13 protein-coding genes are annotated in these 14,536 nt (G+C 37.5%); 5 read left to right on the top strand and 8 right to left on the bottom strand.

Features of this window, described 5'->3' with window-relative positions:
- Positions 1-2 precede the first annotated feature (2 nt).
- From DBX24_RS04675 to DBX24_RS04660, 4 genes are all read left to right on the top strand, one after another.
- Positions 3-812 (top strand): ABC transporter ATP-binding protein, encoded by an 810-nt coding sequence (locus DBX24_RS04675; protein ID WP_120489837.1) that lies wholly within the window; start codon positions 3-5, stop codon positions 810-812.
- Entirely contained in the window at positions 796-1,425 is a 630-nt protein-coding gene (locus tag DBX24_RS04670; protein WP_160224109.1) for an outer membrane beta-barrel protein, read from the top strand. Before DBX24_RS04675 ends, DBX24_RS04670 begins: the two co-directional genes overlap by 17 nt.
- Positions 1,426-1,674: 249 nt before the next feature.
- Positions 1,675-2,142: a DinB family protein gene (locus tag DBX24_RS04665; RefSeq protein WP_160224108.1), complete on the top strand. Its 468-nt coding sequence runs from the start codon at positions 1,675-1,677 to the stop codon at positions 2,140-2,142.
- A gap of 122 nt (positions 2,143-2,264) precedes the next feature.
- Complete coding sequence (locus DBX24_RS04660; RefSeq protein WP_160224107.1) at positions 2,265-3,017, top strand: amidohydrolase; 753 nt, start codon at positions 2,265-2,267, stop codon at positions 3,015-3,017.
- Between the two features lie 55 nt (positions 3,018-3,072).
- On the opposite strand, the gene DBX24_RS04655 is transcribed toward DBX24_RS04660, so the two are convergent.
- Together DBX24_RS04655 and DBX24_RS04650 are read right to left on the bottom strand one after the other, a co-directional pair.
- A complete protein-coding gene (locus DBX24_RS04655) occupies positions 3,073-3,759 on the bottom strand; it encodes a C40 family peptidase (RefSeq protein ID WP_160224106.1) in 687 nt (228 codons plus the stop codon).
- A 215-nt stretch (positions 3,760-3,974) separates the two neighbouring features.
- Positions 3,975-4,289: a thioredoxin family protein gene (locus DBX24_RS04650; protein ID WP_120489859.1), complete on the bottom strand. Its 315-nt coding sequence runs from the start codon at positions 4,287-4,289 to the stop codon at positions 3,975-3,977.
- 66 nt (positions 4,290-4,355) lie between these two features.
- Here DBX24_RS04650 and uvrB point away from each other — a divergent pair, with 66 nt between their 5' ends.
- A complete protein-coding gene (uvrB, locus tag DBX24_RS04645) occupies positions 4,356-6,350 on the top strand; it encodes an excinuclease ABC subunit UvrB (protein WP_160224105.1) in 1,995 nt (664 codons plus the stop codon).
- A gap of 91 nt (positions 6,351-6,441) precedes the next feature.
- Here the strand turns inward: uvrB and DBX24_RS04640 are convergent, their stop codons facing one another.
- The 6 genes from DBX24_RS04640 to DBX24_RS04615 all read right to left on the bottom strand — a co-directional run bounded on the left by DBX24_RS04640 (position 6,442) and on the right by DBX24_RS04615 (position 14,534).
- Positions 6,442-6,942, bottom strand: a complete 501-nt coding sequence (locus tag DBX24_RS04640) for an OmpH/Skp family outer membrane protein (RefSeq protein WP_120489843.1) — start codon at positions 6,940-6,942, stop codon at positions 6,442-6,444.
- Positions 6,943-6,973: 31 nt separating this feature from the next.
- Positions 6,974-7,540, bottom strand: a complete 567-nt coding sequence (locus DBX24_RS04635; RefSeq protein WP_160224104.1) for an OmpH/Skp family outer membrane protein — start codon at positions 7,538-7,540, stop codon at positions 6,974-6,976.
- A gap of 15 nt (positions 7,541-7,555) precedes the next feature.
- Entirely contained in the window at positions 7,556-10,117 is a 2,562-nt protein-coding gene (locus DBX24_RS04630) for a BamA/OMP85 family outer membrane protein (protein WP_160224103.1), read from the bottom strand.
- Between the two features lie 81 nt (positions 10,118-10,198).
- On the bottom strand, positions 10,199-10,951 hold the full coding sequence (gene uppS / locus DBX24_RS04625; RefSeq protein ID WP_120489846.1) for an undecaprenyl pyrophosphate synthase: 753 nt from the start codon (positions 10,949-10,951) through the stop codon (positions 10,199-10,201).
- Positions 10,952-10,978: 27 nt separating this feature from the next.
- Positions 10,979-11,863 carry a type IX secretion system protein PorG gene (porG, locus tag DBX24_RS04620; RefSeq protein WP_260392842.1) on the bottom strand — a complete coding sequence of 295 codons (885 nt, stop codon included), beginning with the start codon at positions 11,861-11,863 and terminating at the stop codon, positions 10,979-10,981.
- Between the two features lie 178 nt (positions 11,864-12,041).
- Positions 12,042-14,534, bottom strand: coding sequence for an exopolysaccharide transport family protein (locus DBX24_RS04615; protein ID WP_160224102.1), 2,493 nt, complete (start codon positions 14,532-14,534; stop codon positions 12,042-12,044).
- Positions 14,535-14,536: the final 2 nt, after the last annotated feature.

The following is a 14,536-nucleotide window of genomic DNA, read 5'->3' as shown; positions in this document are numbered from 1 at the left end:
CAATGATTGAAGTACAAGATTTAAGGAAGAGTTTTGATAGCGCGGAAATCCTGAAAGGCGTTTCTACTACATTTGATACAGGTAAAATCAATCTTATTATTGGGCAAAGTGGCTCGGGGAAGACGGTTTTTTTAAAGTCCCTGCTCAATGTCTATGAGCCCACGAGTGGGACTATCTTGTTTGATGGTAGGGATATTTCTAAAATGACGCCTAAGCAGAAGCAGATTCTCCGCTCAGAGATTGGGACGGTATTTCAGGGGAGTGCGCTGTTTGACTCGCTGACGGTTCGGGACAATATTATGTTCCCACTCGATATGTTTACCAATCTTACTTTTACAGAAAAGAAAAAGCGAGTGAAGGAAGTAATGGGGCAGGTACAGCTGGTGAATGCTGGAAAAAAATTCCCGGCAGAAATATCTGGAGGGATGCAAAAAAGGGTAGCAATAGCCCGTGCCATTGTGAATAATCCCAAGTATCTCTTTTGTGATGAACCCAATTCTGGATTAGACCCTTATACCTCAAAGGTAATTGATGATTTACTCTCTGAAATCACAAAGGAATATAACACCACAACCATTATCAATACCCACGATATGAACTCGGTGATGACGATTGGCGAGAAAATTGTATATCTCCGTCTCGGGGTAAAAGAATGGGAAGGGAATAAGGACATTCTCATCAATGCAGACAATAAACACTTAATAGATTTCGTTTATTCTTCTGATATCTTCAAAGAACTACGAGATTATTTGATAAAAAACAACAAGACATTAGAAAACATTAAAACTAAAAAAGATGACAAAATTAATTAGCACAGCACTCATAGGACTATCAGCATTAGTCAGTGCGCAGGTATCATTTGCAGGAAAAGCACACTTGCTCTTCCCAACAAGCTCTGGTTCTTGGAAATCTCTAAAAGATGCAGGGCTTAAAGCCTACGATAAGAAAGGCTCTAACTCTGTAGGCTACAATGTCGGCGTTTCAGCGAAAGTAGATCTTCCTGGAGCATTTTATGTAATGCCAGAGCTCTATTTCACGTCTTTCAAGAATGAATTTACAGACGAAAATACGAAGACTTCTCTAAAAGCGAAAAGCAACCGTATAGATGTCCCAGTACTTGTAGGTTATAAACTTTTGGGAGATACTGCGAGTCTCTTTTTAGGACCTGTAGCAAGCTATAACCTCAGTACGAAAGAGTCTTACCAAAACTTCAAAGAGCATGCTACCAAAGACTTTACCGTAGGTTATCAATTTGGTGCACAGGTACAGTTGAGCGACTTCATCATCAATGCTCGCTATGAAGGAGCCTTCTCTAACGACCAGAGAAACTTTATTAATAAACATGTCGTAAGCGGACAAGAATACGAAGTACAATACGATGCTCGCCCAAGCCTGTTTATGGTAGGTGTAGGGTATAAATTTTAATTTATAATAAATTTAATAGGAATATTGGGGGCAAAGCCCCCAATATTTGTTTTTCACCTTTCTGAAAAAGATATCATCTCTGTTTATTCTTTTACTCTGTTATTTTATTCCAACTTTTCCAAAGAAAGAAGGTGATAAAATTTCTATATTTGTAGTATCTGAAAAAAACTAAGAAGTTCCAAACTAAAAGCTTATCTTTTAGAGGAATTAAAGAAAAAATTAGGTATTTAACCATTAAAAACTAAAAAAATGCTAAACGATTCTATTTTTAAACTGCACAGATGCTTAAGAGAACGACATTTGCAGTTTTTCAGTAAGTATAGCCCAGAGCAATTGGCCCTCATCCCAACGGGGTTTAAGAACAATTTGCTTTGGAATGCGGGACATATCATTGTTACCCAGCAATTGTATTGCTATTTCAATAGCGGACTGTCAATGTATGTGGATGAGGATTTTATTGCAAAATATCGCAAGGGTACAGCTCCCGATGAAAGTATCCCGAGCTTGGAAGAGATAGAACTCATCAAGGAGCTGATGATAAGTACGCAGGAAAAAATGGAGGTAGATTATAAAAATGGACTTTTTAAGGGCTATACCGATTATGTAACGGGTATTAATTTTCCGCTTCACAATGCAGAAGACGCTATTGAATTTAATGTATCACACGAAGGAAGTCATCTAGGTACCGTAATCGCCCTCAGCTACTTTATAAAATAAACAGTTCTTAGGAAAAGTATTAATATCTCCTCTCTTGGTCTTCTTGAAAGATGTGAAGGAGTGGATATTTTATTGAGGCTGATTTAAAAGGCTATATTTGCTATCATCAACAAGGAAAAAAAATGAGAATAACAGGGCTTACTATGGATATTATCTGGAAAGAGCCAGGGGCAAATTTCCGAAAGATAGAGAGAGAACTTAAGGGTATTGAGACAGATTTAGTCCTACTCCCCGAGATGTTCTCCACAGGCTTTTGTATGCAAGTAGAAGATATAGCTGATAATAAAAACGAAACCCTCCACTGGATGCAATCCCTTGCCAAAGCACGAAATATCGCCATAGCAGGGAGTGTTTCAGTAGCCGAAAGAGGGCTGTTTTATAACCGATTTTATTTCATCTATCCTAATGGAGCGTATTTATTCTATGATAAGAGGCATTTATTCAGCTATTCGGGTGAGGATAAAATCTACTCTAAAGGGAAAGACAGAATGATTGTAGAATATCTCGGTGTGAGATTTCTGCTCTTGGTGTGCTATGATTTGAGATTTCCTGTATTCTCGCGAAATAAGGGAGACTATGATGTAATCCTCTATGTAGCCAACTGGCCACAGGCAAGAATAAATGCGTGGCACTCCCTTCTAAAAGCACGAGCAATAGAAAACCTTTCGTATGTCTTTGGGCTCAATAGAATTGGAACCGATGGTAACAACCTCTACTACGAAGAGAGCTCAAACTGTTTCTTTGCCGATGGGAGTATTGTGTCTCGAAAAGAAGGAAGCCAAGTCATCGCTGAAATTGACCTGCAAAAGCTCAAAGCATTTAGAGAAAAGTACGGTTTTCTAAATGATGCTGATGATTTCCAGATTCTCATATAAATAAAAATCTGCCTCCTAAGGAAGCAGATCTTAAAAACTATATGAAAGCAATTGATTAATTCTGTGCATAGGTATCAGTTGCTGGATGAGTAATATCAAAAACATTGTTCTCATCTACTATCCTCTTTGCAAATCTGAATCTTGGGCTCCAATACTTATCGCTTAGGGTAGCATAAGACACTCCTTTGGATGAAGATGCGTGGATGAAAGTTACCACCCCCTCTTCAGATACATTATGAACGATACCTACATGTGAAATCCTTCTTCCTTGAGAGAAGAACACGAGGTCTCCTTTTTTGAGTTCGTCTTTGTTTACACTCTCTCCCTCTCCCGCCTGTGAAGCGGCGATTCTCGGAAGGTGAATTCCCATAGCAGCACCAAAAACAGAAAGAACGAAACCAGAGCAGTCTATTCCTCTTCTGCTCATCCCTCCAAATCTGTAAGGCGTACCAAGGTAAGATTCTGCTTCGGCTAAGAGAGCGTTTATTTTAGTATTGTATTCGTGAAGTTTAGATTCTTCGAGGGATTTTTCTACTTTATCAATGCTTGCAAGAACAGCATCAAGGGAGTTTCTGTTATTAAGAGATTGTTTAGCAAAATTTAAACTCTTGTTAGGGATAGTAGCAAGTTTAGTGTTTTGTTTGTAAGGGATAGGAGTAGATACTACATAATTAGATACACACGACTCCAAAGTTAATACAGATACCAATGCTACTATATATACTAAAAAACTCTTTTTCATTCTAATTTTTATTTTGGGTTTTGAGTGCTTTTTTAATTAAATAATGGGACAAATTTAGCCAAAGCACCTCTCAGACATAGAAATATTGGTTTCCGACAAAGGATTTTTAACAAATTTTAACGCGAACACTGAGGTTGTTAAAAAAATCACCCTTATAATCCCCTATATAGCGATACAAATAATTAAAATCCTTTAATATTTTTTAACAGCTCTTGCTATTCATTATCATCATCAGAATATTGATGTATAAGATTAGTTAGGGTATTTACATCATATACTCCGCTGCCTCTCCAGAGGAGCTCGCCTTTCTTATAGAGCATAAGAGTGGGCACAGAACGCACACCGTTTTCATTAGCGATATTAGGATACTGGTCAATATCTATCTTTACAATCCTCGCTGCTGCACCTACGAGTTCTTTTACAGAATTGAGGACGGACGACTGCACCTTGCACGGCTGGCACCAACTAGCAAAGAAATCTATAAGTACTGGGCGGTCAGATTCTATTAATTCTTGAAATTTCTGAGACATTTTCCTAAAACTTTTCACAAAGATAAAAAAGGATTTCTCAGCATAAAAAAGACTAATTTTGCAGCTATGAAATTCCATTTAAAATCCGAATATCAACCAACGGGCGACCAGCCTCAAGCCATAAAAAAACTCACCGAAGGCATAGAAAGAGGCGAGAAATACCAAACCCTACTCGGAGTTACGGGCTCTGGGAAAACCTTTACCATCGCCAATCTGGTTCAGAACATACAAAAGCCTACCCTTGTTCTGGCTCATAATAAAACCCTCGCAGCACAGCTCTTTATGGAGTTTAAGGAGTTTTTCCCTGAGAATGCAGTGGAATACTTCGTTTCCTATTATGATTATTATCAGCCAGAGGCGTATATCGCTTCCACAGGCACCTATATAGAGAAAGACTTAAGTATAAATGAAGAAGTAGAGAAACTAAGACTCTCCGCTACGGCAAGCCTCCTCTCTGGTAGAAGAGATGTTCTCATCGTGGCATCTGTATCTTGTATTTATGGCATTGGGAACCCTACAGAATTTCATAAGTCACTGGTAGAAATATCCCTCGGAGATAAAATTACGCGAACTCATCTTTTACATCGACTTGTTGATGCTCTTTATTCAAGATCAGTAAATGAATTTCAAAGAGGTACCTTTCGTATAAAGGGAGATGTGGTAGATATCTTCCCTGCCTATGCAGACAATGCTGTAAGGGTACAGTTCTTCGGAGATGAAATAGAGAAAATCCAAACCTTTGACCCTGCATCGGGGAATGTAACTTCTCATTTTGATCAAATCAGAATCTATCCCGCCAATCTATTCGTATCATCAAAGGAAACCATAGCTGAGGCGGTCAGAAATATTCAAGATGACCTCGTAAAACAAGTAGATTTCTTCAGCAGTATAGAAAAACCCTTAGAAGCCAAGAGGCTGAAAGAGCGAACCGAGCTCGACTTAGAGATGATCAAAGAACTAGGATACTGCTCAGGTATAGAAAACTACTCCCGATACTTTGACCGCCGCGAGCCCAACTCCCGTCCCTTCTGTCTGCTTGATTATTTCCCTGATGATTATCTGATGGTCATCGACGAAAGCCATGTAACCATACCCCAAGTACACGCAATGTATGGAGGAGACAGAAGCAGAAAAGAATCTCTTGTAGAATATGGTTTCCGATTGCCTGCCGCACTGGATAATCGCCCATTAAAATTTGATGAGTTTGAAGCTATGCAAAATCAGGTGGTTTATGTTTCTGCCACTCCTGCTGACTATGAGCTCAACAAAACAGAGGGTGAGTATATTGAGCAAATCATCCGCCCCACAGGCTTGCTAGACCCAGTTATAGAAGTAAGGCCTACCCATAATCAAATAGATGACCTCATAGAAGAAATACAGAAAAGAGCCGAAGAAGATGAGCGGGTGCTGGTAACTACACTTACTAAGAAAATGGCAGAGGAACTCACGAAATACTTCACCAAAGTAGGCATTAGAACTAGATACATTCACTCTGATGTGGAAACTCTGGAGCGAATACAAATTATGCAAGATCTCAGACTTGGGCTCTTTGATGTTTTAGTGGGGGTAAACCTCCTCCGCGAAGGACTTGACCTCCCTGAAGTATCCCTCGTCGCCATATTGGATGCCGATAAAGAAGGCTTCCTCCGCTCTCGCCGCTCAATGATTCAGACCGTAGGGCGTGCTGCGAGAAATATTCATGGTAAAGCGATTATGTATGCAGACAGGATGACAGACTCTATGCGCATTACTATAGATGAAACCAACTACCGCAGAGAAAAACAACAAAAGTATAACGAAGAGCACAATATAGTGCCAAAGCAGCTCAACAAAAAGATTTCGGAAGCACTCGTAGGGCGTACCAAAGATTTCCCAAGCGAAACCTATACCCAAAAACAAATTCTGAAAAAAGCAATTGAAACTAAAAATAATTTCAGCCCAGAGGAAGTAGAAAAAATCATAGCTAAAAAGCAAAAAGAAATGGAAACCGCAGCTAAAAATCTTGACTTCATCACTGCTGCACAAATCCGTGATGAGATAGAAGCCCTCAAGCAGTCTTAATGAGAAGCTTCATTCTCAACATAACCCCATTAATAAAAAACCACCATCTTAAAGATAGTGGCAACCTTAAATATATTTTCAAAATGAAAAATTAAAGTCCAAGTTCCTTTTTCACTGCTGCAGTAGCATCTGGTCCTGCTTTATAGATGAAAAGAGATGAGTTTCCATCGAGAATATAATCCCATCCGTTTGCTTTTGCAACTTTGTTTACTGCTTCTTGGAATTTCTTTTCAATCGGAGCATATTCTGCTTCTGATTTTTCAGCTAAATCCTTTTGAGCAGCTTGTTGCATCCCTTGGATGTTTTGTTGCTTTTTCGTAAGCTCTTCTTCTTTTGCTTTTCTCTGAGCTTCGGTCAGCTTAGCAGCCCCTTGCTGATATTTCGCAACTTCTGCCTGCCAAGCCTGAGCTTGCTTTTCGATTTCTGCACCTTTAGCTTTAGAAAAAGCCTCTAATTTTTCATCTGCTTTTTTCTTTTCTGGCATCAGGCTAAGAACAGCATTTACATCGAGATGTGCTACTTTCTGGGCTTTTACTGCAGATGAAGCGATGAATAGAGCTACTGCAGAGAATAATACGCTTAGTTGTTTCATAATATAATAATGTATTAAAATTTTAAATTAATTACTTTTTCTTAATCGTTGTTTTTGTTTCCTTTTTTGCTTTCTCAGGCTTTGCATTTCTCTTCAAGAGGACATCCAAAACTTTATCGGTATAATCATACCTCTTGTCAAGATAAAGAACACTGATGTTATTACTCTTATCCAAAACCACGCCTAAATTGTTTTTCTCTACCACTATCTTTATAGCATTCCAAATCTGATCCTGGAAAGGTTGAGTAAATTTAGAGCGCATACTGCTCATTTCGCCATTGGTTCCAAATCTTGTTTTTATAAAATCTTTTACTTTACTTTCAAGCTCTTGAACTTCTTTCTCTCGTTCTTTTAGATGCTCTCCTACGAGTAATATTTTTTCATTTTCAAAAGCCGCTTTCTTGTCATCATATTCCTTCTGTAAGGTTTGAAGCTCATTTTCCCAAGACTGAATTAAGCTGTTCAGACGCCCTTCTGCTTCCTTATACTGTGGCATTTTGCTCAAGATATAGTTAGTATCTACGACGCCTATCTTCTGCCCGAAAGCCAATGTAGATGCAAAAAAAGCAAAAATTAATAAGAATCTCAAATTTTTCATATATAATTTATTTAATTACAATGTTTGTCCCATTAGGAAGTGGGTTTGCCATCCTGCTGGCTGAGTACCTCCGAGGGGTTTATCAAAACCATAAGCAAAATCAAAACCGATAAGCCCAAATATGCCCATATATACGCGAATACCAAAGCCTACGGAACGCTTTAATTGGAAAGGGTTATACTGCCCCCAAGTATTCCATACATTACCTCCTTCTAAGAAGGAAAGCGCATATATTTTTGCCGTTTGGTTAAGAGAGATAGGGTAGCGGAGCTCCAGAGCAAATCTATTATAGATAGTACCCCCACCATAAGGAGTGATATCGGTAGAACCTCTGGTACCCATCGCATAGCCTGTAGTAGAAGCGTTTTCATAACCTCTAAGCGGGATGAGCTCGCGGCCGTCATATCGTCCATTGAAAAGCCCTGTACCTCCCATATAGAATCTCTCAAATGGTGGAGCACCGAGTTTTTTTGTATATCCATCCATAAAGCCCATTTCAGCAGTACTTCTTAAAACGAGTTTTCCTACTACGGTATTATATGTTTCTGCTTTTAATTTTACTTTATAGAACTCCATCCAGTTGTATTTCTCGGTAGGCGTCATCTTATCATAATCTTTATTGCTAAACAAAGAATATGGTGGGGTGAATTTAACACTCGCCTCTATATTAGACCCCTGGGTAGGGAATATAGGGTCAAGTCCTGCGGAATTTCTACTGAGCCCAATATTGAATGAGAAGTTATTAGCAGAGCCATAATTCTCGGTAGTAGAACCAAACTGGAAAGGGTAGTTATCAAACTGATACCTCTGATACTGGATGCCCGTATAGAGAGAGAACCAGTTGTCTGGCCAGTTGAGCTGTCTATTAAGCCCTGTACTTGCAGAGAATATATTAAGATTTCCTACGGTACCATAATTATCCACATAAGCCTTTACACGGGAATAGTTGGTACCAAACGATAAAGCCGAAGGGCGCTTACCAAAGAGCCAAGGCTCTACAAAAGAAATCGCATAATTCTGGAAGAACTGCCCTACCTGAGCTGTAACAGAGAATACCTGACCATCACCTTGAGGAACGGGATTAAATTTCTTTAATCTCAAGAAATTTCTCAGTGAGAAGTTATTAAAGGTAAGCCCCAAAGTTCCAATAAAGGTGCTGCCACCATAGCCCGCCTGAAGCTGAATCTGTGAAGAGGCTTTCTCTGCAAGCGTCCAGTGAATATCCACAGTATTGCTTTGCGGATTAGGGGTTACTTGCTGATTGAGCTGCTGAGGGTCGAAGAACTGACTACCAGCCAAAGTATAATAGGTTCTTTTAATATCAGACTTTGAGAATAAATCCCCTGGACGAGTATAAAGAGAGCGGAGCACTACATGGTCGTGAGTAACGGTATTTCCTGACCAGGAGACTTTATTCCAGCTGGCTTTTTCACCTTCATTAATTCTTATTTCTAAATTGATGGAATCTCCAGAAACGGATTTCTCGACTGGAGTTACATTTGAGAAAAGAAAACCATTATTAAGATAAAGCGACTTTAAATCAGAGTCGTCTTCCTTACCGCCATCTTCACCTACTTTTTTATTAAAGCCTACAGCATCGTATATATCTCCTTTTTTATAACCTAAAATCTTTTGAAGAACCTCAGTAGAATAGGTTGTATTTCCTAAGAAGCTGATATCTCCGATATAGTACTTCTTACCTTCATTAAGTTTGATATTGATTTGATAATCTTTCTTTGGCATTCTCCATACGGAGTCTGAAATAATCCTCGCATCTCTATACCCAAGAGACTGATAATAGGAGATTAAAGACTTTTTATCTTCCTCGTACTTATCTTTTATAAACTTGGATGGTTTGAAGATTCCACCAATACCAAATCTCTTTTGTTTGGTATTTTTAAAGCCCTTTTTTCTCAATTTTTTAGAAGAAATCGCTTGATTACCGTCAAAAGTTATTTTAGCTACTTTTATACGCTTGCCTTTATCTACTTCTATCGTCCAATCTACCATACTTTCATTAGCAGCATTAGGTTTGTCTGTAATCCTCACGCTTGCATCGGCAAAGCCTTTATTAATATATTCCTGTGGAATTTTTGTTTTAAGGGTTGAAATCAAGTTATTGGTAACTTTCTTTCCTGGCTTTAAATCATTATCCTTAATAATTTTCTCCTTTTTGGATTTACCAATACCTTTCCCTATAACATCTACCTCTCCCAGCTCTTTTAAATCCTGAAGATTGAAACGAAGAATAACCTGATCGCCTTCTACACTGAGAACATAAACCTCTACCTCTGAGAAATTATCTGTATCCCAAAGTTTTTTTATTGCATTGCTGATTTTTAACCCAGGAATTTCTATCTGTTCGTTTTTGTTAAGACCTGTAAAACGCAAGATTTGAGCTGGAGAATACTTTTTCACTCCATCAATTACAATATCTTTCAGGTAATAAACCTCTCTCTGATTATCAGTATATGCAGAGGTCTCTGCTGTTTGAGTATCTTTTTGCTGCTGAGTAACCTGCCCATAGAAATGAGCGGTAGCTACAAACATTACAATCGGTATGAATTTCAGTTTCATTATTTATTATTTGCTGTCTGCTGTTGGTCTTAGACTTTTCAGCTTTCTCTTTAAACTATAAATTTTCTATCAATTTAAATATTAATTACTAAGAGCTATCTGCTCACTTGTTTTTCCGTATCGTCTCTCTGTTTTCTGGTAGTCTACAATACATTTAAAAAAATCTTCTTTGGAAAAATCTGGCCATAAGACATCCAAAAATTGAAGTTCTGCATAAGCCAACTGCCAAAGCAAGAAATTACTTATCCTAACTTCTCCACTGGTTCGTATCATTAAATCTACTGGTGGAAAATCTTTTGTATAAAGATGCTTCTCAAAAACGGCTTCTGTTATATCTTCTATTTGTAGCTGACCGTCTTTTACTTCCTGCGAAATCTCTTTTACTGCTTTTAAAATTTCCCTTTGGGAGCCATAGTTAAGCGCGAGAATAAGATTGCCTTTTGTATTATTCTTAGTAAGGTCTATCACATTTAAAAGCTGCTCTCTCACTAATTCTGGAAGCCGGGAAATATCTCCTATCATATGCATTCTAAGCCCTTTTGTAAAAATTTCATCTGCCTCGGTAAGAAGGGTCTCTGAGAGAAGGCTCATCAAAGTACTGACCTCATCATCTGGACGATTCCAGTTTTCGGATGAAAAAGTATAGAGTGTAAGATAAGGGATATTAACTTCATTACAAGCATTAATAGCATTCCTCACAGCATCTATCGCATTGCGATGACCATAAGTACGCTCTTCGCCGCGGGACTTTGCCCATCGGCCATTACCATCCATAATAATAGCAACATGCTGTGGGAGTTTTTCAGGGTTTATAATTTCTTTATATGATTTCATTCCTGTACTTCATTGAAACATTATCCATTAATCACAATAGCACGGCGGTCTGCCAAAGGAGTAGCTAAGCCCTATCATTACGCTATTTAACCAGTCATTAGAATTTGTATTTCCTATATTTCTGTCTTTCATATATTTTTCTACTTCCTTATCAATAGCTTCATCATAAACCTTAGGATTTTTTTTTCTCAGTTCATTATTAAAAACTGTGCCTACATCTTTTCTGCTTAAAGTACTATAATCTATTCCATCTGAGAAAGTTGGTCGGAATTTCACTTCTGCAGAAGCAGCCCAGTTATAGTGAAACTTATATTTAATCCCTACACCAAAAGGTATAGACATTATGAATTTTCCTTTTCTGGTTTCATAGATTTCAAAATCTGGCGAAGCTGCTGCTGCTCCTTGAGATTTATCCTTAATCCTAAGATAAGGAGTATTGGTAACAAGCCCTCCTATACCACCAAAGATATAAGGGCTCAGCATAGAGCTTTGCTCATTATTTACCGGGAAAAAGTTGTATTCAAAAACCACATCAAGATTTCCTCCATTATTAGAATTGCCTTTTCTGCGTTTGTTTCGGTAGGCTTCATCTGCATATTCATCATCAAACTGAACCTGAAAATACCCTGCATCTATTCTTAGTGTTTGATAAGGGTTAAAGTTCATCCTATACATTGCTTCTATATGGAAAGGGACTCCATAACTGGAAATTTTACTGAATACAGGTGCATTTAACTGATAATTATCCTGCCCAATATCTCCTACCACACTACTTAGCCCCAATTTCAAACCGATTTCGTGGCGCTGCCCGAAAGAGAGAAAGCTAAAAAAAGTTGCCATTACAGCAAGTACTATTTTACTAAACATCGGTCTGATAGACACTTTTCCAAAGTTTGTGCAAATATAAAACATTTTTACCTTAGTGAAATTCATAATACTTAGTTAAAAGCCAATAAAAACCCATAAATTTAAATCTAAACGCCTTTTGCTGATTTTTATTCTAAAACCGAGTTCTATTTCTCTCAACTAATAATAGAAATACTGTTTAATAAAAAAGTCCTTTAGAAATTTTAAAGGACTTTTTTACAATCTACTTCCGTAGTATTGATTTTATCTTATTTCTCAGCCTAATAAGAGTAGGCTCTTTATAATTTGCATCTTCATCAAAATAGCCATAGCCGTAACCATAACCATAGCCGTAACCATAGCCATAGCCCTGCTTCACTTGATAATCATTATATACCAAACCAAGATGTTGTATTTCGTGCTTCGCATACTTTTCAGTAATCATTTTGAGCATATACTTCTCTGTATATTCGTGACGAACAACATAGATATTAGCATCGGTATATTTCATTAATTCGAATGAATCTGCCACAAGACCAACAGGGGGAGAGTCTATAATAATAAAATCATAATGCTCCCTTAATCCTTGAATGAAATCAATATTCTTCTGGCTCATCAATAGCTCGGAAGGATTGGGCGGAATAGGTCCAGAAGTAATAACATCTAAAGACGAAATCTCAGTTTTATTGATAATATCTCCCATACCCACTTCTCCCGTGAGGTAATTGGAAAGCCCATAGCGATTATCGATCTTAAAATCACCAAATATTTTCGGCTTCCTTAAATCCATACCGAGCAAAATAGTCTTTTTCCCACTAAGTCCCAGTACAGATGCAATATTAATAGCCGTATAAGTCTTACCCTCTCCACTAATAGAAGATGTTACCAATATTACTTTAGCTCTGCCATCTTCACCTGCAAGGAATCTTAAATTGGCTCTTAGTCCTCGGAATGCCTCGGAAACAGAAGATTTAGGCTGTTCCAATACCGTAAGATTATTCTCGTGAGAACTCTTACCAATAACACCAAGCAATGGAATTTTGGTAACTCTGAGCACTTCTTTTATATTAATAACTCTATTGTCTAACAATGTTCTAAGTACAATGATAAGAAGAGGAATAAGGAGCAATACCCCAATAATGATATTCTTGATATTGGAAATATTAGGAGCTACTGGACCTTGATCCAGGTTTTTAGCTGGGTCTATTATATTTAAATCTGAACGATTTGTAGCTACTCTCATCTTGCTCTCTGCCTGCTTTGTAAGGAGAAGACTATAAGTATTTTCTATAATATCATATCCCCTTTTAACATCAAAATAGCGCCTCTGCCCTTCTGGAAGATTGACCAAAGAATTTTCTGCCTGACTTATCTTCTGATTAATTTCATTCAGCTCCTTATAAAAATCATCGTAATAACTTTGGAGATTAGCCTGAGAACCGAGCTTTATATCATTAATCTGGCGATTAATCTCTTTCATAGCCTCAGATTGTGGAGTATATATAGACTCCATCTCCCTCTTTTTAATGTAGAGGAGTTTTAGCTCACTTACTGTGGTAGAAAACGAACTATCATCTATTCCCGCAGACCTAAGGCTTATCAGATTATCAAGACTAGAAGACATCAAGGTTCTCTTAATATTATTAAGTGTTTTTATTTTATCCTGAATATCTACTTTTTTCTTTTCAAGGTCTGTAATGCTACCCCAAATTCTTGTATCTCCTTCTTCAAGATTAAAAATACCTTCTTTCAGCTTAATATCATTGAGTTTAGTAGCTGCAGAATCTAATTGTTTCTTAACACGCTCTAAATTCACTGTAAGATACTTTACGGTATTTTGGTCTACCGTATTTCTATCTTCCAGCCTCTTCTTTATAAGCTCTTCTACTGTAGTATTGAGAAACTGAACTGTCCCATTTAAATTATATCCTCTCTTTGAAATAATAATAACACTGTTTAGCTCTTCATCAAACTTTACAGAAGTAGTTGCAATGATAGATTGTACCGCTGCATTAACCGAGCTTAGCTTAATAATGATATTATCTACACCGATGGCTGGTGTTACAGGATTCTTTACCAACTTAAACTTAAAGTTCGGAGCTGTATACCACTGACCTACTTTGATTAATTTATTTTGGGGAACAGGATATTCTGGTACAGAAACAAAAGTCTCATTCTTATAATTATAGAGATAATTGCTAAAGCCTTCCTCTGGAAAAGTTACTTCATACTGATCATTCCCCTTTGGTAAAAGAGTAATAGGGAAATTAATCTGCTGAGGATAGTCCCGATCTATTTCTATAAAAACAGGAGAATCATACTTGTCTAAATAGGTTTCCTTAATCACCCCTTTGGTAGAATAATTAACAAACAAATCTAATTTCTTTACCAAATACTCATTGTGTGAGCGGGAAAGAATCATCTTCTTTAAGAACAAGCCATCACTATTTGAGCGCTGATCCCAAATAAAGTTGATGGATTGATTTGGTGTAAAATAGCTGGTTGCATTACTGGACATACTCAGCGACAGATTAGACTCATATATCCTCTGAGTAAAGTATCGGCTATATACATAGGCAATAACATAACCTACCCCAAACATAAAAACAAACCAATACCAATTTCTAATAAGTTTCTGAATGAAAAGACCAGCATCAAATAAGGAAAAAGAAGCTATACTCTCCTGGCTGGCATTTTCATTATTTCCTTTCTTATTCGTTTCTTTATTGGGAATCATAT

Source organism: Bergeyella cardium (assembly GCF_009914665.1).
Classification (GTDB): domain Bacteria; phylum Bacteroidota; class Bacteroidia; order Flavobacteriales; family Weeksellaceae; genus Bergeyella_A; species Bergeyella_A cardium.
This window is presented reverse-complemented; position numbering and strand designations above follow the sequence as displayed.